The 21,138-nt window shown below is 32.0% G+C and carries 23 protein-coding genes; 20 read left to right on the top strand and 3 right to left on the bottom strand.

The features are described 5' to 3' along the window. The first annotated feature begins 2 nt into the window (after nt 1-2). The 14 genes from hslV to HOG88_RS03560 all read left to right on the top strand — a co-directional run bounded on the left by hslV (nt 3) and on the right by HOG88_RS03560 (nt 14,445). On the top strand, nt 3-542 hold the full coding sequence (gene hslV / locus HOG88_RS03625) for an ATP-dependent protease subunit HslV (RefSeq protein WP_295003298.1): 540 nt from the start codon (nt 3-5) through the stop codon (nt 540-542). Between the two features lie 2 nt (nt 543-544). Beyond that, nucleotides 545-1,873, top strand: coding sequence for an HslU--HslV peptidase ATPase subunit (gene hslU, locus HOG88_RS03620; RefSeq protein WP_295003295.1), 1,329 nt, complete (start codon nt 545-547; stop codon nt 1,871-1,873). A gap of 95 nt (nt 1,874-1,968) precedes the next feature. Then, on the top strand, nt 1,969-2,853 hold the full coding sequence (gene era / locus HOG88_RS03615) for a GTPase Era (RefSeq protein WP_295003292.1): 885 nt from the start codon (nt 1,969-1,971) through the stop codon (nt 2,851-2,853). Next, nucleotides 2,843-3,823 carry a L,D-transpeptidase family protein gene (locus HOG88_RS03610; RefSeq protein WP_295003287.1) on the top strand — a complete coding sequence of 327 codons (981 nt, stop codon included), beginning with the start codon at nt 2,843-2,845 and terminating at the stop codon, nt 3,821-3,823. Before era ends, HOG88_RS03610 begins: the two co-directional genes overlap by 11 nt. Further along, a complete protein-coding gene (locus HOG88_RS03605) occupies nt 3,824-5,110 on the top strand; it encodes a M99 family carboxypeptidase catalytic domain-containing protein (RefSeq protein ID WP_295003284.1) in 1,287 nt (428 codons plus the stop codon). A gap of 11 nt (nt 5,111-5,121) precedes the next feature. Further along, nucleotides 5,122-6,657 (top strand): hypothetical protein, encoded by a 1,536-nt coding sequence (locus tag HOG88_RS03600; protein WP_295003282.1) that lies wholly within the window; start codon nt 5,122-5,124, stop codon nt 6,655-6,657. After that, the gene (locus tag HOG88_RS03595; protein WP_295003280.1) at nt 6,654-7,301 is read left to right on the top strand and encodes a hypothetical protein; all 648 of its coding nucleotides are present in this window, start codon (nt 6,654-6,656) and stop codon (nt 7,299-7,301) included. Before HOG88_RS03600 ends, HOG88_RS03595 begins: the two co-directional genes overlap by 4 nt. Continuing rightward, on the top strand, nt 7,301-7,726 hold the full coding sequence (locus HOG88_RS03590; protein WP_295003278.1) for a hypothetical protein: 426 nt from the start codon (nt 7,301-7,303) through the stop codon (nt 7,724-7,726). Before HOG88_RS03595 ends, HOG88_RS03590 begins: the two co-directional genes overlap by 1 nt. Nucleotides 7,727-7,735: 9 nt before the next feature. Beyond that, entirely contained in the window at nt 7,736-9,328 is a 1,593-nt protein-coding gene (gene mshL, locus HOG88_RS03585) for a pilus (MSHA type) biogenesis protein MshL (RefSeq protein ID WP_295003275.1), read from the top strand. Nucleotides 9,329-9,334: 6 nt separating this feature from the next. Continuing rightward, nucleotides 9,335-10,153 carry an ATP-binding protein gene (locus tag HOG88_RS03580; protein WP_295003273.1) on the top strand — a complete coding sequence of 273 codons (819 nt, stop codon included), beginning with the start codon at nt 9,335-9,337 and terminating at the stop codon, nt 10,151-10,153. Continuing rightward, nucleotides 10,146-10,916: a hypothetical protein gene (locus HOG88_RS03575; RefSeq protein WP_295003271.1), complete on the top strand. Its 771-nt coding sequence runs from the start codon at nt 10,146-10,148 to the stop codon at nt 10,914-10,916. The genes HOG88_RS03580 and HOG88_RS03575 overlap by 8 nt, the downstream gene beginning before the upstream one ends. Further along, nucleotides 10,913-11,455, top strand: coding sequence for a hypothetical protein (locus HOG88_RS03570; protein WP_295003269.1), 543 nt, complete (start codon nt 10,913-10,915; stop codon nt 11,453-11,455). Before HOG88_RS03575 ends, HOG88_RS03570 begins: the two co-directional genes overlap by 4 nt. Nucleotides 11,456-11,467: 12 nt before the next feature. Next, nucleotides 11,468-13,204: a GspE/PulE family protein gene (locus HOG88_RS03565; RefSeq protein WP_295003267.1), complete on the top strand. Its 1,737-nt coding sequence runs from the start codon at nt 11,468-11,470 to the stop codon at nt 13,202-13,204. Next, a complete protein-coding gene (locus HOG88_RS03560) occupies nt 13,201-14,445 on the top strand; it encodes a type II secretion system F family protein (protein ID WP_295003265.1) in 1,245 nt (414 codons plus the stop codon). Before HOG88_RS03565 ends, HOG88_RS03560 begins: the two co-directional genes overlap by 4 nt. Before the next feature lie 9 nt (nt 14,446-14,454). On the opposite strand, the gene HOG88_RS03555 is transcribed toward HOG88_RS03560, so the two are convergent. Both HOG88_RS03555 and HOG88_RS03550 read right to left on the bottom strand, forming a co-directional pair. Then, a complete protein-coding gene (locus tag HOG88_RS03555; RefSeq protein WP_295003263.1) occupies nt 14,455-15,027 on the bottom strand; it encodes a YigZ family protein in 573 nt (190 codons plus the stop codon). Nucleotides 15,028-15,034: 7 nt separating this feature from the next. Beyond that, complete coding sequence (locus HOG88_RS03550) at nt 15,035-15,745, bottom strand: YebC/PmpR family DNA-binding transcriptional regulator (protein ID WP_295003261.1); 711 nt, start codon at nt 15,743-15,745, stop codon at nt 15,035-15,037. Between the two features lie 80 nt (nt 15,746-15,825). On the opposite strand from HOG88_RS03550, the gene HOG88_RS03545 reads away from it, so the two are divergent. The 6 genes from HOG88_RS03545 (at nt 15,826) to HOG88_RS03520 (ending at nt 20,429) form a co-directional block, all read left to right on the top strand. Next, nucleotides 15,826-16,263: a hypothetical protein gene (locus HOG88_RS03545; RefSeq protein ID WP_295003259.1), complete on the top strand. Its 438-nt coding sequence runs from the start codon at nt 15,826-15,828 to the stop codon at nt 16,261-16,263. A gap of 76 nt (nt 16,264-16,339) precedes the next feature. Then, nucleotides 16,340-17,605 carry an O-acetylhomoserine aminocarboxypropyltransferase/cysteine synthase family protein gene (locus tag HOG88_RS03540; protein WP_295003257.1) on the top strand — a complete coding sequence of 422 codons (1,266 nt, stop codon included), beginning with the start codon at nt 16,340-16,342 and terminating at the stop codon, nt 17,603-17,605. 51 nt (nt 17,606-17,656) lie between these two features. Continuing rightward, nucleotides 17,657-18,763 carry a homoserine O-acetyltransferase gene (locus tag HOG88_RS03535; RefSeq protein ID WP_295003254.1) on the top strand — a complete coding sequence of 369 codons (1,107 nt, stop codon included), beginning with the start codon at nt 17,657-17,659 and terminating at the stop codon, nt 18,761-18,763. Continuing rightward, entirely contained in the window at nt 18,756-18,941 is a 186-nt protein-coding gene (gene xseB, locus HOG88_RS03530) for an exodeoxyribonuclease VII small subunit (RefSeq protein WP_295003252.1), read from the top strand. Before HOG88_RS03535 ends, xseB begins: the two co-directional genes overlap by 8 nt. A gap of 36 nt (nt 18,942-18,977) precedes the next feature. Further along, a complete protein-coding gene (locus HOG88_RS03525) occupies nt 18,978-19,751 on the top strand; it encodes a carbon-nitrogen hydrolase family protein (protein WP_295003250.1) in 774 nt (257 codons plus the stop codon). A 3-nt stretch (nt 19,752-19,754) separates the two neighbouring features. Then, a complete protein-coding gene (locus tag HOG88_RS03520) occupies nt 19,755-20,429 on the top strand; it encodes a ThiF family adenylyltransferase (protein ID WP_295003248.1) in 675 nt (224 codons plus the stop codon). On the opposite strand, the gene HOG88_RS03515 is transcribed toward HOG88_RS03520, so the two are convergent. Beyond that, a partial coding sequence (locus HOG88_RS03515; protein WP_295003246.1) for an inositol monophosphatase occupies nt 20,395-21,138 on the bottom strand: 744 nt, incomplete at its 5' end. The two genes, HOG88_RS03520 and HOG88_RS03515, sit on opposite strands and share 35 nt — an antisense overlap.

Raw genomic sequence — 21,138 nt, 5'->3', positions numbered from 1 at the left:
TTTTGTTTGACGCAACTACTATACTAGCCTACAAAGGAAAGAACAAAGCCGTTATTGGCGGTGATGGACAGGTTACATTTGGGGACTCTGTTCTAAAAGCAAATGCCACTAAGATTCGTACACTTCATCATGGACAAATCCTTGCTGGATTTGCAGGAAGTACCGCTGATGCTTTCAACCTTTTTGATATGTTTGAAGAATTTTTAGAAAATAAAAAAGGTGACCTTTTAAAATCAGTAGTTGAGTTTTCCAAAGCTTGGAGAAAAGACAAGGTACTACGCCGTTTAGAAGCGATGATGATAGTTTTAAATAACAACCATATTTTTATTCTCACAGGAAATGGCGATGTAGTTGAGCCTGAAGATGGCGAGATAGCATCTATTGGTAGTGGTGGTAATTATGCAATTTCAGCTGCTCGTGCTTTAAAAAAACATACGAACCTTGATGAAGAGACACTTGTAAAAGAGAGCTTAACTGTAGCAGCAGACCTCTGCATCTATACAAATCACAATATAAAAACACTGACACTAGAAGAGAAATAATTATGGATTTAACACCTAAAGAGATAGTAGCTTACCTCGATAAATATGTTATCAGTCAACACAATGCAAAAAAAACAATTGCCTTAGCTCTACGAACTAGATATAGAAGGATGCAATTAAATAAAGATCTTCAAAGTGAAATTACACCAAAAAATATTCTTATGATAGGTTCTACTGGAGTGGGAAAGACTGAAATATCTCGGCGTTTAGCTCGTATGATGAAAGTCCCTTTTATTAAAGTAGAAGCATCTAAATATACTGAAGTCGGGTATGTAGGCCGCGATGTCGAGTCTATGATAAGAGATTTGGTTGTTAACTCAATTAGTATAGTAAAAGCAGAACTTGAAGAAAGTAATAAAGAAAAAATAAACAACTATATATTAAATAAGATAGTAGAAAAACTACTACCACCCCTTCCTGAATCAGCAAGTGAAAGTAAAAAAGAAAGTTATCAGTTACTCCTTCAATCCATGGAAAAACGTGTAAGTGATGGGGAGATGGATGATAAAATCATTAAACTAGAAATTGATAAAATCAATGTAGAATTTAATGACACAAATCTTCCTCCTGAAATGCTAAAAGTACAAGAAAGTTTTTCAAAAGTATTTGCAACAATGAATAAAGAAGACAATACTCAAGAGATGACAGTAAAAGATGCAAAAATCCTTCTTCTTCAGGAAGCAAGTTCAAAACTTATAGATACTCAAACACTAAATACAGAAGCTCTTCGTCGTGCTGAGCATGGCGGTATTATATTTTTAGATGAAATAGATAAAATAGCATTAAGTGAAAAAACTTCCGGACGTAATGACCCAGGAAAAGAAGGGGTTCAACGTGACCTCTTACCTATAGTTGAGGGTTCAAGTGTTTCAACAAAATATGGAACAATTCAAACTGACCATATTCTTTTTATTGCTGCTGGTGCTTTTCATGTAAGTAAACCTAGTGATTTAATCCCCGAATTACAAGGAAGGTTTCCATTGCGGGTTGAATTAGAATCTCTTACAGAAGAAACTCTTTATAAAATTCTCACTCAAACTGAGAACTCCCTACTCAAGCAATATATAGCACTTCTTGGTGTAGAAGGAATGACTTTAAAATTTGATGATGAAGCAATTAGAGCTATTGCTAAACTTGCACATAAAGCAAATGGAACAACTGAAGATATAGGTGCACGTAGACTCCATACTGTATTAGAAAATATATTAGAAGAGATTAGTTATGATGCTGATGAATATAACGGTAAAGAGTTTGTTGTTACAAAAGAATTGGTTCACAAGAAGCTTGATAGAGTCGTCGAAGATGATGATCTCTCTCGGTATATATTATAGTCCTGTAAAAAATTAAACTTTTTTCACTCTGTTGACACAACTGTGGCGACTAACAGCAGACAGTAAAGTCTGTAAATTATAGACAAGGTAACACAATGACAAAAGCTGGTTTTGTATCTCTCATAGGTCGTCCAAACGCAGGTAAAAGTACTTTAATGAATTCACTATTAGGTGAAAAAATCGCGATGGTTAGTCAAAAAGCCAATGCAACAAGACGACGATCTAATGCTATAGTTATGTTAGAAGATACACAAATAATTTTTGTAGACACTCCTGGACTACATGAACGTGAAAAAATTCTTAATCAATTTATGCTCGATGAAGCACTCAAAGCTATGGGTGATTGTGACTTAATTGTTTACCTTGCACCCGTAACAGATAGCGTTGAACATTATGAAAAATTTTTAAGGCTTAACAAAAAAAATGTGAAGCATATTATTGTTATTAGTAAGATTGACCAGGTTAAACAAGAAAAACTCTTTAAAACTATTGCATCTTACAACAGATTTTCAGAGAATTTTGAAGCGCTTATTCCTGTTGCAATTCCTAAAAAAGTTGGACATGAAGATTTACTAAAAGTTATTGCTAAAAATCTTCCTGAATCTCCATTCCTTTTTGACCCTGAGGATTTAACGAGTGAACTTGTTCGTGACATATATGCAGGTTTTATTCGTGAGGGAATTTTTGAAAATGTAAGTGATGAAGTTCCTTATGAATCAGATGTTATCATAGAAAGTATTGACGAAGAGGATCACGTAGATATCATAACTGCTATGATCATCATAGAAAAAGAGTCTCAAAAAGGAATTATCATAGGTAAAGGTGGTGAGTCTATTAAACGTATAGGTAAGTCTGCACGTGAAAAAATAGAGAGACTCAGTACTAAAAAAGCATATTTAAATTTACAAGTTACAGTAAAGAAAGGCTGGACGAAGGATGTAAACTTTTTAAAAGAGATCGGATACGATAATGACAAATAAAAAATATTTACTAATAAAAATAATTACTGTTTTTTTACTTGTAAACAGTACTCTTTCTGGTGATATTTTATCTAACTATAGACTTAATGGAATAGAAAACATTGAGAAACAGATGGATGCTAATCTAATGAAAAAAGATTATTGGGATAAGTATTTAAATAATGTCAATACTACTTTTGGCTACATTGAATCATACTCAAATATATTAGTTTGTGACAAGTCTCTTGCTACTCTGACTTTATACATAAAAGATGTTAATGGTTCATATAACTTAAAACGAAAGTATAGTGCATTTACAGGTGAAATAAAAGGTGATAAAGTCAAAGAAGGTGATCTTAAGACACCAATTGGTATATATGATATTACAAAAAAAATCTCCAAAGTAGACTCATTCTATGGTCCAATGGCATTTGTTACTTCTTATCCAAATATTTATGATAAATACCGAGGTAAAAATGGTTCAGGCATATGGATACATGGCCTTCCAACTAAACAAGTAAGAGATGAATATACAAAGGGTTGTATAGCCATTAATAATCAAAATATTGAGTGTTTAGATAGAAATATAGATATAAAACAAACTCTCTTGCTTATAAATGAAAAAGAAATATCTCAAAATGTATCTAAAAATACACTGGCTAATATTTTAGCCCAACTCTATGAGTGGCGATATGCTTGGTTATATAATGATATAAAATCTTATCTACATTTTTATGATGAAAGTTTTATACGGTATGATGGAATGAATAGTCAAAAATTTAAAACTTATAAAACACGAATTTTCAATAAGAAAGAAAGTAAAAAAATTATCTTTTATAAAATTAATATAATTCCTTATCCAAATACGGATAACATGTATAAGATTACATTTTTAGAAAAATACCAGTCAGATAGTTTCACATTTACTGGTAATAAAGTTTTAATTGTTAAATTAACTGATTCTCAAATAAAAATCATTACAGAAAAATAGATGAAATTTCTTTTTATCTTATTTATACTTCTTTTTACCTCTTTATATGGAGAGGTTCAACTTATCAAAAAAGAAAACAGTGATTATAACACTACTCTTTTAGTTATTGGTGGTATTCACGGCGATGAGCCTGGTGGTTATTTCGCTGCATCAATTTTAGCTACCCATTATGAAGTCACCTCAAAAAACCTATGGATAATCCCAAATTTAAATAAAGATAGTATCAGAGAAAATAAACGCGGTGTCAACGGAGATATGAATCGAAAATTCTCTATATTAAGAGAAGGTGACAAAGATGCACAAACTATTAAAGAAATCAAAAAGATTATTCTTTCGGCAAAAGTATCTCTTGTTTTAAATCTTCACGACGGGCATGGGTTTTATCGTAAAGAGAATAAAGGAAGTATTTTCAATCCAAATGCATGGGGTCAAACTTGTGTTATTGACCAATGTGATTTAAGCAAAGATCAACCATTTGGGAACCTAAACAATATTGCTAATACCGTACGTGATAGCATTAACAAAAAACTTTTAAAAGCACACCATAGTTTCGGTGTAAAAAATACAAATACAAAATACGAAGATGAAGCAATGCAACTTTCTTTAACATATTTTGCTGTTACAAATAATAAACCTGCATTTGCCATTGAGACAAGTAAAAATTTATCTTCTTTAACACAAAAAGTTTTCTATCAACTCCTAGCAATCGAGGAATATATGAAAATTATGGGAATTACTTTTATAAGAAAATTTAATCTTACTGAAAAAGAAATAGCTAAAATAATAAAAAAATATGGAACTTTAGGTATAAATAGTAATATTTTCATTAATTTATCTAAAATCAAAAAAAAATTAAGCTTTATTCCGATAGAATCAAAGAGTAATAAATTTATTTTCTCTCATCCTCTTGGTGCGATTAAAAAAATAAAAGGTAATTATTTGGTTTATATTGGTAATAAAAAAGTTACCACTTTAAAGCCTCAATATTTTAATATATCTCAAAATTGTGATGTAAAGTTCGATCTTAAGGTAGATAAACAACTAGTTTCTCTACCTAAAGCTTCAGAATTTTATGTAACTACTAATTTTAAGATTATTAAAAGTAAGGATTACCGTGTAAATGTAATTGGTTTTAAGTCAAAAGGTACTGTTAATGAGAGTGGAATAACAATCGCTCTTAATAATTTAAACCCTTACTATTCTGTTGACAAGAGTCATAAAGTCTACAGAATAGAGTTTTATAAAAATGATGAATTTTGTTCCATGTCAATGGTTCATTTTAAATAGGATTGTAATTAATGAGCACAGAATCACAACACTCTTTTTCTAGTATACTATCCGTTAATCCATATAAAGAAACATACTTTAATGGTCTCTCTAGTTTTTTAAGTGAAACTTCAACTCCAGAATTTTCTAAAGATCAATTTGTAATATCATATCTCGATACTAAAGAGTTTATGACAGCACTAATTGAAATCAGTAAAAATATTTCTAATGATGACTTATATGATGCGATTAATTCTAAAGCTTACGATGAACTTGCATTAGATCAAGCAGTAGAATATCAGATGCAGTTCATTGAATCATTTAGTAATCTTGATGATGAAAATCGATTTTTTCATGTTTTTATTGTTGATCCTTTAGATATAGCGCAAACATTTACTAATAGTATAGAAAAAGTAAAATATTTGGATGTTATAATTCCAACACCACTTTTAATTAAATCTCTTTATTCAAAAGAAATTATTGATAGTAATGGTGTACACTGTTTTATCTACATTCAAGAAAATGATGCATTCATCACTATATACAGTGATAAAGAATTCGTTTACACAAAATCTATTAAGTACTCACTAATTGATATGCATGAAAGGTTTTGTGAAATACATGGTGAAAGAATCGACTATTCAAACTTTTTTGATTTCTTTACAAAACATAGCTTAAAAGATACACAAAGTGAGTATAAAGAGTATTTTATTAGACTTTACAAAGAACTTTTCGCAAATATTAATGATGTCTTAACATATGCAAAACGTGCCTTTGAGATAGAAAAATTTGAGCATGTATACATAGGTTCACAAGTAGAAACTGTAACAAAACTAGACGAGATGCTAGAAGTAGAACTTCATATAAAATCAAGTGATTTTCACTTCGATTATGGTTTAGAAAGTGATGACACCTATGTTGATGAGCTTCATGCTCTAATGCATACATATACAACTGTATCAGAAGATGATCGTTATGCATCTAATTTTACAGTCTATCATAGACCTCCAGCATTTATGAAAAGAGAAAGTGGTAAGTTAATAGTTCTAGCAGCAGCTTCTTTTGCTCTTGCATTTGCATATCCTGTTACATATTGGGCACTAGACTATGCACAGCAACTTCAAGAAGAGTTGCTAAAACAAGAATCTATAGAAGTTCGAAATATTAAAATTACGAGAGAATCAAGTATTAAAAATAAAAGAGCCGACAAAAGTAAGGCATTAACGCTTTTAAATACTGAGAGACAAGAATACATAGATAAGAAAAATACTCTTATCAAAATTCATGATGTAAAAGTCAATTATCCTATGAAAGGAAAACTACTCGCTAGCATAACAAAAGATTTAAATAAATATGGTGTGAAGCTAGAGTCACTAGCATATAATGAAACAAATGCAACAAAAATATTTGATTTAAACCTAGTCTCTTCAAAAGATAGAAAAATCACAAAATTAGTTGAGCATTTAACAGAAAAATATTCTGGAAAATTTAAGTATAATATAGAAAAGATATATTATGATGAGGATAGTCATGTATATTTGAGTTTATTAAAGGTGGAGATACTATGAAAATAAACTTTATGAATATTAATATAGAAGACTATTTACATTCAATAGATGCAATGTTTAAAGAAAAAGTACAAAAAGATATATATATGACTTATGCAATGATTGTTGCAGTTATATTTACTTTTTCTTATTACTTTTTTTGGGATAGTTCATTCGCTAGCTTTGAAAAGACAAGAGCAAGTGTTGTAAGTCTAGATAAAAAAATCATAAATGACAATAGATATCTACAACTCAATCCAGAGTCTGTCATTACACGACTTGATGAAGAAATAAAAAAGATAACCCTTGAAACTATTGTGCATAAAGACAACAATGCCTATATCAAGACAAAGATTGAAACAATCTCATCACTATTATATGATGAAAGAGCTTGGGGAGAGTATATAGACTCTATTTCTAAAAATGCTCAAATATATGGTGTTAAAATAGTAAACTTTACAAATAAGTATGCTTTACTTAATAGTTCATTTGGACATGTTTTAGATATTACTGTTCAATCAACTGGTAAATATAAAAATACTTTACAGTTTATTAATTCATTAGAGAAAAGTAATCTAGTTGTTGATATTCATCAGCTAAATATTAAAGCAGATGAAAAGTTAACTTCTGATTTAAATATATCAGTTTGGGGGATTACATACTAATGAAAAAAACACTATTAATCTTAACATTGATTCTTTCTACACATCTTTTGTGTGATGAATTAGCATGGGTAAATGAACAAATAGAAGCTATTAAACCACCCAGAAACGGAATGAAGCAACATGTTGTATCTGGATTGAAAGATCCTTTTATCTTTTTAGTGAAAAAAACTAAAAACAAGGTAAAAGTTGAAGGTAAAGTAAATGTTAAAAGTAAGGTGAAAAAAGTTTCTAAAGTAATTTCTCTTACTATGGTCATAAATAAAAAAGCTATGATTAACGGTAAATGGTATAGATCTGGTGATTTAGTCAATGGCTACAGAGTAAAGACTATTAGCACCAAATCTGTTCTCTTAGTTAAGAGTAAGAAGCAACTATTACTATCTGTGAAAACTAATAGTAAAAAATTAAATTTCAAAAATAAGTAGGATTCAAAAATGAAATATTTAAAACCATCAATTTACTCGACAATGTTAGCGTTACTATTATCAACAAGTAGTTTTGCTGACTGTTCTTACGAACTATTTAGTATTAGTTCCGCAAAAGACACTAAAATAATAGACTTTGTTGATCAACTGAGTGATGAATGTGGATTTAGTATTATTATAACTGATCCTATTGCCGAAAAATATTTAACTACAACACTAAATAAAACGAACCTTAAAAACTTAACAATAGATGAAGTTCTAGATATTATCTTACTAGAGAACAACCTTTCATATACATTAAATAACAACCTACTTAAAGTATCTTACCTAACAACTAAAGTATTTGAAATAGACTATATTCTATCCCAAAGAAAAAGTACTGGTACAACTGATGTAACTCTAAGTTCAGCAACTACAGCAAGTTTAATGGGTGAGTTGGCTGCGGGTGTTGTAGCTCCTACACCTGGGCAGGAATCTACTGGGGGAGGAACTTCTAAATCAGAGACTGGTATAAAAATAGAGAGTACTGATGAAGTGAAGTTTTGGCAAGAACTTGACTTAGAATTTCAAAGTATCCTTAATCGTCCCCACGATTTATATAAGGCCGAAGCACCTATAATAAATAAAAATGCAGGCCTTGTTACTGTTACTGCTACAACTAAACAGATGAAACGCCTTGCATCATATTTACAAAAGTTACAAGAAAAAGTACAACTTCAGGTTCTAATAGATGTGCAACTTTTGTCTGTAACAATGAGTGATACTAAAACTACAGGTATTGATTGGCAGCAGCTATATCAACTACAAAATGTAGAAATAGGAGCAGACTTCGTAAGTACTCACAATGCAGAAGTAGGTACAGATGGAAGTTTTGCAGCTATTGCCGCTAGTACCGTTGACAGAGTTGCAAGTGTTGTAAATGTTAAAGCTGGTATAAGCTTAAACCAAGTTGTTAAGTTTTTAAAAACACAAGGTGAAGTAAGTTCAATATCCAATCCTAAGGTCTTAACTCTTAATAACCAACCAGCACTTATTACTGCTGGTACCGAATTCTTTTATAAAATATCAAGTACGGAAACTCTTGCTGGTGGTACTGGTGCTGGTGCGCAAAGTGCTAATGAAAATGTTCAATCAGTATTTGCAGGCGTACTTCTTACAATAACACCTGAAATAGCTGATGACAAAACAATTACTCTAAAAATAAACCCTTCACTTTCTGAAACAACTCAAGATATATCTGGAACTGATAACTCAGATAGAACAATGCCTCCCGACTTAAATCGTCGTCAACTATCTTCTGTTGTAACAGTTAAGGACGGTAATAGAGTCATTCTTGGTGGACTTATTAATACTAAGTATACAAATAAATCAAATCAGATACCCCTTCTTGGAAGTATCCCAGTTGTAAGTTATCTTTTTAAATATGAAGAAAAGATTAAGCAAGTTGAAGAGTTAGTTATAGTTATTGAACCACATATCATAGATAAAGAGAAGCAATCAATTTCTCTTAGTGATCTAGGTTATACTGGATATAAAGATAATCTCTTAACTGGGGCAGAACCTTCTACTAAGAAAACAGTAGAAGATTCTAAATCGAAATAACACTATATGGATAACATCTTTCTTAACTCTAAAAATGTTTTTTTAGATGTTATAAATAATAAAGACTACATACAATTAGATCGAGTATCGGTTATTTATCAATCCTTGAGAGATTCTATTAGTAAACCTCTTAAAATGATTCTCTTCTACGGTAAGCCAGGTACTGGTAAGAGTATGTTCTTATCAAAACTCTATAACGACTTACGACAATCCCAAGAAGTATATCTCTATTCAACACCTATTTTAGATGAAAGTGAATTCTATAAAACTCTTGCACAAGATATTTTCAAGATAAAGCATGATGCAGAACTCAATTTTACACAATTTATGGCTATTGTTAAACATAAAGAAGAAGAAGATTCAAAGGAAACTCCAATAATTATTCTTGATGAAGCACAACTATACTCACAAAACTTGATGGAAAAGATTCGTCTAGTCTCAGATACCAGAAAAGTTAAATTCTTAATTACTCTTCATAAAACTGAAAAAGAAGACATTATTGCTAAAGAGCATTTTCAGACAAGAATATGGGAAACCATTGAACTTCAAAATGCAACAAGTGAAGAACTTAAAATGTACATTCAAAAGAAACTTATGCAAGCTAACTGCTTTGATAGTGTTCATATGTTTACAACCAAAGCAGTAAATAGAATTCATAGTCTTACAAACGGAAACTATAGGGATACGAATAAACTTCTTTATACACTATTTGACTTATACACAGTTTATGAAAAAGAGAATAAAGTATCTGCACTTAAAACAAATTATATTTCAATAAAGATGATAGAAATGTCAGCAATTCATACAGGGTTAATAAATGTTTAATACTACTGAACTTGAAAAACAATGGTTACAATATAAAATAAAATCTTATATTCCTTATCTAATAATTTCACTTAGTTTACTTATTATTATTCTTATCGTTTACTTTTTCAAATTTGATATGGAAAAGTCAAGTACAAATATACAAACATCTATTATAAAGAGTAAACCAAATCCAAAAAAAGAAATAGTACAGATAAAGCCTTCACCTCATATACTTGTTGAAGATAATAAAAAGGTTCAGTTATTACCTTCTTTAGATTTTATGAAAAAAATGCAAAATGCCTCTCAGCTACATAGACCAACAGTTAAGAGTATCCAGAGACCTCATATTTCTGATATTAGGCCCAAGGAAGAGACTAAACATGCTAAAAGAAAGAAAATCATTCAAGATAATATAGAAGAATTGCCACAGGAGTCAAAAAAAGATATAGACAAAACAATAAATATAGAAAGAAAAAATACACAAAAAGATATATATGATATTATTAAACGCTTTAAAAAGAACAATAATCCAGTACTAAGTCTCTTTATTGCAAAAAAATATTATGAACTCGGAAACTATAAACAAGCATATAATTATGCATTAATTACAAATGAAATTAATAAAGATATAGATGATAGTTGGATTATATTTACTAAGTCCTTAGTAAAACTTGGAAATAAAGATAAGGCTCTTGATATCTTAAAGCAGTATATAGAACACTCTCATTCCAATTCAGCAAAAATACTTAGAAAAGAAATTCAATCAGGAAAATTTAAATGAAAATCATAATTATGTTATTTTTAACTCTCAGTTTATATGCAGATATTAAACAAAAGATGTTTGATCTTTACCAAAACAACAAATATGAAGCTGTCTGTACTCTTGGATTTGAAAACTTTTCTAATCATAATAAAGATGAAGAGTTTATATCTCTATATGCTTTTTCCTGTTTAAATTCTGACTATATCGATAGGTTATCTAAACCGATAGCTCTTTTAAAGGTCTCCAAAGAAGCTCGTGCGAATTCTGCTTACTTTTCAATTATATTAATGCAGAAAAAACTTCTCTATCATGCTCTAGTTGACAATTATGATTTATCTGAATTTTCATTACCTACTACAGACTATGTTTTATCAAAAGTATTTGATTTCTATTCTAAAATAGGCAAGCATGATCCAAGGGATTTTTATCTATTTCAAGATTTACAAGAGAGCAAACTAACCTATAAACTTTATCTTGTAAAGAATTCTAAATTAAATAAAATGGTCATAGAAGAGTTTTATGATACAATAAGTATTAAACGCCACATATACTGGTAAATAGGAGCTCTCATGGATAGAATAACTACAGACTTACTCGCTGATGGTTCCATTATGAAAGGACAAGTTGATAGACTTTTATCAAAAGGCATAAGTGAAAACCTAGTTCTTAGAGACATAACACTGTCTGGATTTATGCCTATGGATAGACTTGTGCGCTACATTGTTCAAAAAGTACGTGATGGAGTATATGACCTCTCAATAATTGACAATTATGATTATATATATGAAAAAGTTGTTTTAGAAAAACTTGCAAATGAACTTGACCTTTTATTTATCGATTTAGATACTATAGATATGGATTATCATCTAACAGATAAAATACCATTAGCACAACTTCAAAAGCACAATGCTATTCCCGTATCACATGACGATATGAGTGTCACATTCGCCTTTAATGACCCTCTTAATATTGAAGCTGAAGAAGCGATGCAGAGACTATTTCCTAGAAAAATTATAAAAATTGCACTCTCTACAAAAAAGCAAATTTCTTCATTCCTTTACAAAATAGGCCTCAAAGAGAGTGTAAAAGGTCTAGTACAAAAAGTACAGGATGAACTTCAGTCAATTAATACAATAGAAGAACAGCAAGCAGCTTCTTCTATTCTTTTACTTATAGATGTTGTTTTAAAGACTTGTATAACATCTAGAGCAAGTGATGTTCATGTAGAACCAACAGAGAAAAACTGTGTTGTACGAGGACGTGTTGACGGAAAACTTGTAGAAATGTTTATTTTTGAAAAATCTATTTATCCTCCTCTAGCATCCAGACTCAAACTTTTAGCGAATCTTGACATAGCCGAAAAAAGAAAGCCACAGGATGGACGTTTTTCTACAGCCGTAGGAGCTAGAGAATATGATTTCCGTATATCTACATTGCCTATTCTTTATGGTGAGTCCATTGTAATGCGTGTTCTTGATAAAGAAAAAGCTCTTGTAAAACTTGAAGATGCTGGTATGGACTCTGATAGTTATCATAAACTTCTTAAGGGTCTAAAGTCTCCATATGGAATTATTTTGGTTACAGGTCCAACAGGTTCGGGTAAGACAACGACTTTATATGGTGCTTTAAATGAACTAAGAAATGTTGAAGATAAAGTGATTACAGTTGAAGACCCTGTTGAGTATAGAATGAATCTAATTCAACAAGTTCAAGTAAATGCTAAAGTCGGTTTAAGTTTCTCAGATGCGCTACGTTCTATACTTCGTCAAGATCCAGATAAGATAATGATTGGAGAGATTCGTGACCAAGAAACCCTAGAAATAGCGATAAAAGCCGCACTTACTGGGCATATGGTTATATCTACCTTGCATACAAATGATTCTATATCCGCTATTCCTCGTATGGCAGATATGGGAATTGAACATTATCTTATTAGTGGTGCTCTGGTAGCTATTCAAGCACAGCGCCTTATAAGAAAAATATGTAAACATTGCAAAGAGGAAGAAGAGCTATCTCCTTCAGTTTTAGAAGAAATAGGTGGAAATATACCTGTAGGGAGTAGGTTTTATAAAGGTAGTGGCTGTAAAGAGTGTTCTGATAGTGGATATATAGGAAGAGAGATGATTTGTGAGGTTCTAGAGATTACTGAAGAGATGGCAACTCTCATAGCAAAGGGTGCTGGAAAAGATGAAATGACAAGACAAGCTAGAGCAGATGGTTTTGTTGATATATTTCAAAATGGTTTACAAAAAGCACTTGATGGCATAACAAGTGTTGAAGAAATTTTAAAGGTGGCAAAAGGATGAAGTACTTCATAGTAACTGTACTAACAAAAGGGAAAAAAGAAGAAATTGGTTTTTATTCAGAAGATAAAAAAGCTGCTGCATCATATGTAAAGCTAAAATTCACGGGAATAATTATTAAAATTAATGAGGGCCAAGAACCTCTTGAAGCGCAGTTTAAAAGATTTAAAACTAACTTACTTAAAAACATACAGAAAAAGAAAATTAAACCAGATTCACTTATTGCTTCTATTCGGCAATTAGCAGTTATGATAAATGCTGGTATTTCTATTCATGATTCACTTAAAGAGATTGCTGATGCAACCGATGATGAAACTTTAAAAACTGTTTTTTCTAAACTTGCTGATGATATTAATTCAGGTCATTCTCTTTCTGCAGCGATGGAAAACTTCAGATTTGAGCTTGGTAACCTTACAATTGCTATGGTTCAGCTTGGGGAAAAAACAGGTAACCTTGATGAATCTCTTTATGCTCTTGCCAATATGCAAGAAGAAATTCGTGCAAATATTGTTAAATTTAAAAAAGCCATGGCTTACCCACGAAATGTAATGATTGCAATGGCTGTTGCATTTACTATTCTTATCTCTTATGTTGTGCCTCAGTTTAAAACTATTTTTGAAGAGTTAGGTGCTGATTTGCCTCTTCCTACTGTTATTCTTTTAACACTAGAACACCTGTTTAACAATTATGGTCCCTTCGTGTTAGCAGGGCTTGCAGCTGCATTTATAACTCTGAGGTACTTCATAAACAACTCTATTGTGTTTAGATTTAAATGGCATCAACTCCTGCTTAGAACAATACTTATAAAGAATATTATTAAGTTTTCAACACTTAATAGATTTACACTAGTCTTCTCAGAACTTGTTCGTGCGGGTATTCCAATTGCTGAAGCTCTTGACACAACAGTAGAAATGATTGACAATCTACCCCTTAAGCAAAAGCTTAATTCCGTAAGAACTACAGTTGAAAAAGGTGGTACTCTAAATAGTGGATTAAAAGACACTGAACTCTTTGAAAATATGATTATTCAAATGGTACGAGCGGGAGAGGATAGTGGTACACTAGACACCATGATTCAAAAAGTCGCAGAGTACTATAAAATGCGTTTTGATGCTATTATTGATGGTCTTAGTGAGGCTATTGAGCCTATTATGCTCTTTATTATTGCGGCTATGGTTATTTTACTTGCTCTTGGTATCTTCTTGCCTATGTGGAGTATGGGTGATGCTGTTCAAGGTCGCTAGAACAAAAGTTTAGAGAGTTTTGACAACTCTTGAAACTTTCTCTAAAAAATTTTTCATATTTGATTCATCTGATTTTATCCTGTAAACTATCTTTATATCAAATACTTTCTCAATAATGGACACATTAAAACTGTTACATTCATGTTCTATCAATCTTACATTACTATATTCTATCTCTATTGCTGCGAACAGTTCTTTTTTATACTCAATGAACTCTAAGTTTTCTATTACAATGTTTACTGATTCACTATATGCACGAACCAGCCCACCAGTACCGAGTTTAGTACCGCCAAAATATCTAACAATGACAACAGCTCCATTAATAATACTTTGTCCCTGAAGTACCATTAATGATGGTTTCCCCGATGTTCCTTTTGGTTCTCCATCATCGCTTGAGTGTTCTACTATTTGTTCATACTCATTGAGGTAACGAAATGCAGTAACAAAGTGTCTTGCCTTAGGATGTTCTTCTTTTAATTTTCTGAGTGTTTCTTCATAAAGGTTATAGGGGATAAAGTGAGCAATAAACTTAGATTGCTTCACTTCATAGTTGTAGGTTGAAATATTTTCACTATATTTCATTAGTAGACTATGCTAAGTTAGTAAAAACTTTCTGAACATCTTCATCATCATCTAGTCTCTCTAATATTTTATCAATATCAGCTTGTTGTTCTTCATTAATTTCAAGTCGAACATTTGCTATTCTTTCTAAAGTCGCTTTTTTTATTTCTATATTCATATCTTCTAATGCAGTATTTATAGTTCCAAAGCTTGTATAGTCCCCAGTAATGAGAACTTCTCCATCTTCAGCTTCTATCTCTTCCAAACCAGCATCAATAAGTTCTAGTTCTAACTCTTCTATATCCATATCTGCTGCCGCACTAAATTCAATAAGTGCTTTTCTCTCAAACATAAATTCTAAAGAACCATTTGTTAAAAGTTCTCCGCCATGCTTAGAAAGTATATTCTTCACATTTGCAACTGTTCTAGTATTATTGTCCGTCATACATTCTATAAATATCAAAACACCATGAGGAGCTTTTCCTTCAAAGTTTACTTCTAACATACTTGCTGTATCTTTAGCAGTTGCTCGTTTAATAGCTGCTTCAATGTTATCTTTTGGCATATTTTCAGCCTTAGCATTGATTATTGCTGTACGAAGTTTTGAATTACCATCAGGATCCATTCCACCCTCTTTGGCTGCCATTGTAATAATTTTTCCTAACTTTGGAAAAAGTTTTGACATTGCTCCCCATCTTTTTAGTTTTGATGCTTTTCTGTACTCAAATGCTCTACCCATAAAAATATTCCTTCTCTATTCTTTTAATTATAATTGCGATTATAGCATTTTAGCTGTATAATATTATATAAGGATAATGAATGACACTTGGATTCAAGATAAAACACTATTTTTTCAGTGCATTTAGAGAGTTTTTTGTACATCATCATGGTTCGTTAGAATTTCGAGCTAAGATTTGTGCTTTAGTTATTGCTGCTGATGACAATGTTCGTGAAGAGTACTTTTTAATTGTAAAAAGTATAGGCTTACATATATATAATGATGATGATGAACGCTCAGACCTTCTTATTCTCTCAACTCAAGAACTCGTTAAAAAGGTTAAGGACAATAATGGTCTAGATATAGACTCTTTAGTAAAGAGTATTCAGAATGAACTAAAAATTATTCCTAGATATGCAAAAAAGATAGATATCCAAGTATTAACACCTCTCTTAACTATTTCAAAAGATGCGGATATACTTTCATACCAAAATAATATTTTAGAATTTCTTCAAAATCTAAAAGATGAAATATTGTAAGGGAATTCTATAGAATACTTTACGTGATGAAAAAAATTTAAGTGGTTTTAGATAAAATAAGATAAAAGGAAAATGAATGGATTTACAAACTAAAGCACTACATGCAGGGTATGAAAAAGACTCTCAAGGAACTATGGCTGTTCCAATATATATGACTACAGCTTATGAGTTTAGAGATGTTGAACATGCAGCGAATCTTTTCGCATTAAAAGAGTTAGGAAATATTTACACTCGTTTAAATAATCCAACTACGGATGTTTTCGAGAAGCGTTTTGCTGAGCTTGAAGGTGGTGAAGCTGCTATCGCTACTTCAAGTGGAATGAGTGCGATTTTTTTTGCCATTGCAAATTCAGCTGAGGCAGGGGACAATATAGTTTGTGCAAAACAACTTTATGGCGGAAGCTTAACTCAGACAGCACATACACTCAAGCGTTTTGGAATCCAAGCACGTTTCTTTGATGTTCAAAACCCTTCTGAAATTGAAGCTCTTGTAGATAATAAAACGAAAGTTATCTTTTTTGAATCATTAACAAACCCAAGTATCGATGTTGCCGATATTGAAGCTATTACTAAAATTGCAAATAAGCACAATATATTAACAGTAGTAGATAACACGGTTGCAACACCTGCCATTTGCCGTCCATTTGAGTTTGGAGCTGACATTAGTGTTCATAGTGCTTCAAAATATACTACTGGACAAGGTCTTGCTATTGGTGGAATACTTGTAGAGCGAAAAGGTCTTTTAGAAAAACTCAAAGGAAATCCTAGATATCCACAGTTTAATGAGCCAGATGCTTCTTACCATGGTCTTGTCTATGTTGATGTCCCTCTTCCTGCATTTACACTTCGTACAAGACTTTCACTACTTAGAGATATTGGTGCAGTTTCATCACCATTTAATTCTTGGTTATTTATTCAAGGGATGGAAACACTTTCCCTTAGGATGAGAGAACACTCTAATAATGCTTTAAAACTTGCAGAGTACTTAGAATCACATCCTAAAGTAAATAAAGTTAATTACCCTGGATTAAAAAGTAATTCCAATTATACCAATGCACAAAAATATTTTGAAAATGGAGCTTCAAGCGGTTTGCTTAGTTTTGAAGTAGATTCTTTAGAAGATGCTACAAAAATAGTAAACGCCACTGAACTTTACTCTTTGGTTGTAAATATTGGCGATTCAAAATCAATCATTACTCATCCAGCTTCAACGACTCACCAACAGTTAACGCCAGATGAGCTAGATGCATGTGGAGTACCAGTTGGACTTATTCGTATATCATGCGGTTTAGAGTCGATTAATGATCTTATTGCAGATATAAAACAAGCGTTAGAAGCATAATTAAGAGATTTTCGCTAAAATAACATTACAATTTTACGGAGACTTAAAAACTTGTCATTAAACCTTCAAACACATACGGAGCACTTTACTAACCCTCTTTACTTAGAAAGTGGCCGTATACTAGAGCCTTACGATATCACTTATGAGACATATGGTACTCTAAATGAAGACAAAAGCAATGTTATCGTTGTTTGTCATGCACTTACAGGTTCTCATCATGCGGCTGGCACATATGAAGGTGATAATAAAGCTGGGTGGTGGAATGGTTTTATCGGTTCAGGTAAAGCTATTGACACAGATAAGTACTTTGTAATTTGCTCAAATGTAATAGGAAGCTGTTTTGGTTCAACTGGTCCAATGAGTCCACAACATCCTCATCATGAGCCATATAGATATAAATTTCCAGTAGTAAGTATAAAAGATATGATAAAAGCACAACGTATACTTTTTGACCGTTTAGATATTCATAGAGTTGAAGCCATCATTGGTGGCTCTATGGGTGGTATGCAAGCACTTCAATTTGCTATTCATTATCCTAACTTTGCAAATAAAATTATCGCTCTTGCAGCTACACATGCAGCACAACCATGGGCTATCGCGTTTAACAAAGTAGCTCAAGAATCTATACTAAAAGATCCAGACTTTAAACAAGGTTATTATGACCCTGAAGTCATAAAGGAACAAGGACTATCAGGAATGGCTGTTGGTCGTATGGCTGGACATATTAGCTTTTTATCACATAAAACTATGAGAGAAAAGTTTGGACGTGATTACAAAAGCACTGATGGGCTTTATGAACTTTTTGGAAAATTTCAAGTAGAATCATATTTAGAATACAATGGTTATACTTTTACAAAATGGTTTGACCCACTTGCATACATTTATATCACAAAAGCCATAAATATTTACGACCTTTCTCGTGGTTTTGATTCACTAACAGAAGCGGTAAAACGCATCTCATCGAAACTTACCCTCATTAGTTTTAGAGATGACGTACTTTTTAAAAATATAGAGATGAAAGAGTTAGCACAAGAGTTAGAAAGTGTAAGGAATAGTAATTATACATACATAGATGTTGATAGTGACTATGGTCATGACGCATTTCTTGTAGAGTTAGACAAATTTGAAATTTATGTAAAGGATGCACTCAATGGCTAAAATAGACTTTGAAGGTAAAATAGAAAACGCGAAGAAGGTTTTAGAGACTCTAATGAATCCAGAGATAACACTTCAAAATAGTGTTAAAGCATACGAAACGGGTATGAAAGAGTTGAGAGAAGCCTCACAAATGCTTCAAGACGCTGAGATAAAAATAGCACAGATTAAGAAAAGCTAAATGGTCGCTGCCGTTTTACAGTTAAACTCGCAGGGAATGAGTTCTACAAAATTGTATAACAACATACGCATAGCGAGTAAAAAAGGTGTAAAACTACTTCTTTTAGGAGAATATGTTCTCAATCCATTTTTTAAAGAGTTGCAGAGCATGTCAATGAGCATGATAAAAGAGCAGGCAACACATCAGATCAAGATGCTTAAAGAATTGTCTACTACTTATAGTATGACTATAGTTGCACCTCTAGTTATTGTGAAAAAAAATGGTATTTATAAGACTATCGCAAAATTTTCACCCTCTTCTACTTCTTACTATCAACAGCAAATTTTGATAAACTACACACATTGGAATGAAGAAAAATTCTTTGCTAATGAAGTAAAAGAAATTACTACTCCTATGATATTTCAAGTAGATGGATTTAAATTTGCTATAATTAATGGTTTTGAACTTCACTTTGATGAGATATTTCAAAAAATATCTGAAAAAAAAGTAGACTGTGTTTTAGTTCCAAGTGTTTCAACTTTTGATTCGTTTGAGCGTTGGAAAGCACTTATAGTTTCAAGAGCTTTTACAAATAACTGCTATATACTTAGAGCCAATAGAATAGGTGAGTTTCAAGATGGTGATAATTCTTGGAAGTTTTATGGCGACTCTATTTTCACCTCTCCAGATGGAGATATTCTTAATCATCTAGGAAATAAAGAAGAACTGATGATAGTAGAAATGAGTCATACAGAAGTCGTTAAGTCCCGTCGTTCTTGGGGTTTTACTGAGTCAATAAAAAAAAGAGTTACATCTTCAAATAAAGGATAAATCATGATGCAATATTTTCATAGACAGGTACAACTTTGGGGAGAAGATACACAAATGCTTCTTCAAGATAAAAAGATAGCAATTATCGGTTCAGGTGGTCTAGGTTCTTCCCTCGCGTTTGCTCTCGGGTCTACTGGTATTGGTGAGATACATATGGTTGACTTTGATGAAGTGAGTCTTCATAACATTCATCGTCAAATCGCTTTTAAAGTTGGAGATGAAGGAAAAAATAAGGCTATTATAAACGCTGAACTTATTGAGCAGAGATGCCCCTTTACAAAAGCAATCCCTCACAACTGTGACTTTAAAGCATGGAGTGAAAAAAACATAGAAGTGGACCTCATCATAGATGCAACAGATAACCTCCCAACTCGAGCGGAGATAAATGCCTATGCTAAAAGTATAAATATGCCTTGGCTCTATGGAAGTGTTGAAGCATTTCATGGACAGGTCTGTTTTATTGATAACTCATCATTTACAGATGCCTTTAAGATTATAAAAAAAACACCTGCTGGAATTGCCGCTCCCATTGTAATGCACATAGCATCACTTCAAGCAAATTTAGCACTACGATATCTCGCAGGCCTCAGTGTTAAAAAAGACATGCTATATTATCTCTTTTTTAATGAAGATGGAGAGATGATTACTCAGAAATTTGGGCTTCCAAAAGCGGGTTAATCATAGCTAAAAAATCATCTCTAGCATTTGCATTAGCACTTGCTACAATATAACCTTTGTGGTGAATAGGGTCTATCTCTTCACCACTTAAGTCTGTCACGAATCCTCCACTATTTTTAATAATCAAACAAGCAGCAGAAAGATCCCAAGCATTTGCTTCACTTCCAAAATAAGCTATATAGTTACTAAATGCACCTTTTGCAACCATACACATTGAGTATGTAATAGAACCACCTATGGAGGTTAATTTTTTTACCTTATCTTCTTTAAAAAGCTGATTTAAACTTTTCACAATAGGGTGAGAACGTTCTGGTTTAAAGTTTACAACTGCTACAGTTGGATTTGGTCTTAGAGGAAGGGTAAGCATACCAATATATGACTTTGCTCCTTTTTCTGTTTGAAAAAATTCATTTGTAAAGGGGTTATAGACTATAGCTACTACTACTTCAGCATTTTCTATAAGAGAAAGATTTATTGCAGAAGTATTTTCATGTGTTATAAAAGCCCAAGTTCCATCTATTGGGTCTATTGCCCAGTATGGTTGTGACTCATCAATAGCATCACAGTTTTCTTCACCCATCACCTGAATGTCAAAACTATCCTTTAAACGTTTTGTCATATAGTCTTGAATCTGCTGGTCAATATTGCTTATAGGAGTATCATCCTCTTTAAACTCAAAACTAAAAGTATTTGTTTCTCTGGCTTCACG

Origin of the sequence: Sulfurimonas sp. (assembly GCF_018698455.1) — a bacterium.
In the GTDB taxonomy this organism is placed as follows: Bacteria; Campylobacterota; Campylobacteria; order Campylobacterales; family Sulfurimonadaceae; genus Sulfurimonas.
The sequence above is the reverse complement of the archived record's forward strand: the minus strand, read 5'-3'. Positions and strand labels throughout refer to the sequence as shown.

Excerpts from the sequence above, each read along its gene's own strand:
- HOG88_RS03580 (WP_295003273.1), top strand. The coding sequence starts at position 9,335 with ATGGATAACATCTTTCTTAACTCTAAAAATGTTTTTTTAGATGTTATA.
- mshL (WP_295003275.1), top strand. The coding sequence starts at position 7,736 with ATGAAATATTTAAAACCATCAATTTACTCGACAATGTTAGCGTTACTA.
- HOG88_RS03550 (WP_295003261.1), bottom strand. The coding sequence starts at position 15,745 with ATGGGTAGAGCATTTGAGTACAGAAAAGCATCAAAACTAAAAAGATGG.
- HOG88_RS03520 (WP_295003248.1), top strand. The coding sequence starts at position 19,755 with ATGATGCAATATTTTCATAGACAGGTACAACTTTGGGGAGAAGATACA.
- HOG88_RS03540 (WP_295003257.1), top strand. The coding sequence starts at position 16,340 with ATGGATTTACAAACTAAAGCACTACATGCAGGGTATGAAAAAGACTCT.
- era (WP_295003292.1), top strand. The coding sequence starts at position 1,969 with ATGACAAAAGCTGGTTTTGTATCTCTCATAGGTCGTCCAAACGCAGGT.
- HOG88_RS03575 (WP_295003271.1), top strand. The coding sequence starts at position 10,146 with ATGTTTAATACTACTGAACTTGAAAAACAATGGTTACAATATAAAATA.
- HOG88_RS03570 (WP_295003269.1), top strand. The coding sequence starts at position 10,913 with ATGAAAATCATAATTATGTTATTTTTAACTCTCAGTTTATATGCAGAT.
- HOG88_RS03560 (WP_295003265.1), top strand. The coding sequence starts at position 13,201 with ATGAAGTACTTCATAGTAACTGTACTAACAAAAGGGAAAAAAGAAGAA.
- HOG88_RS03595 (WP_295003280.1), top strand. The coding sequence starts at position 6,654 with ATGAAAATAAACTTTATGAATATTAATATAGAAGACTATTTACATTCA.
- HOG88_RS03525 (WP_295003250.1), top strand. The coding sequence starts at position 18,978 with ATGAGTTCTACAAAATTGTATAACAACATACGCATAGCGAGTAAAAAA.
- HOG88_RS03590 (WP_295003278.1), top strand. The coding sequence starts at position 7,301 with ATGAAAAAAACACTATTAATCTTAACATTGATTCTTTCTACACATCTT.
- HOG88_RS03555 (WP_295003263.1), bottom strand. The coding sequence starts at position 15,027 with ATGAAATATAGTGAAAATATTTCAACCTACAACTATGAAGTGAAGCAA.
- HOG88_RS03605 (WP_295003284.1), top strand. The coding sequence starts at position 3,824 with ATGAAATTTCTTTTTATCTTATTTATACTTCTTTTTACCTCTTTATAT.
- HOG88_RS03545 (WP_295003259.1), top strand. The coding sequence starts at position 15,826 with ATGACACTTGGATTCAAGATAAAACACTATTTTTTCAGTGCATTTAGA.
- HOG88_RS03565 (WP_295003267.1), top strand. The coding sequence starts at position 11,468 with ATGGATAGAATAACTACAGACTTACTCGCTGATGGTTCCATTATGAAA.
- HOG88_RS03610 (WP_295003287.1), top strand. The coding sequence starts at position 2,843 with ATGACAAATAAAAAATATTTACTAATAAAAATAATTACTGTTTTTTTA.
- hslU (WP_295003295.1), top strand. The coding sequence starts at position 545 with ATGGATTTAACACCTAAAGAGATAGTAGCTTACCTCGATAAATATGTT.
- xseB (WP_295003252.1), top strand. The coding sequence starts at position 18,756 with ATGGCTAAAATAGACTTTGAAGGTAAAATAGAAAACGCGAAGAAGGTT.
- HOG88_RS03600 (WP_295003282.1), top strand. The coding sequence starts at position 5,122 with ATGAGCACAGAATCACAACACTCTTTTTCTAGTATACTATCCGTTAAT.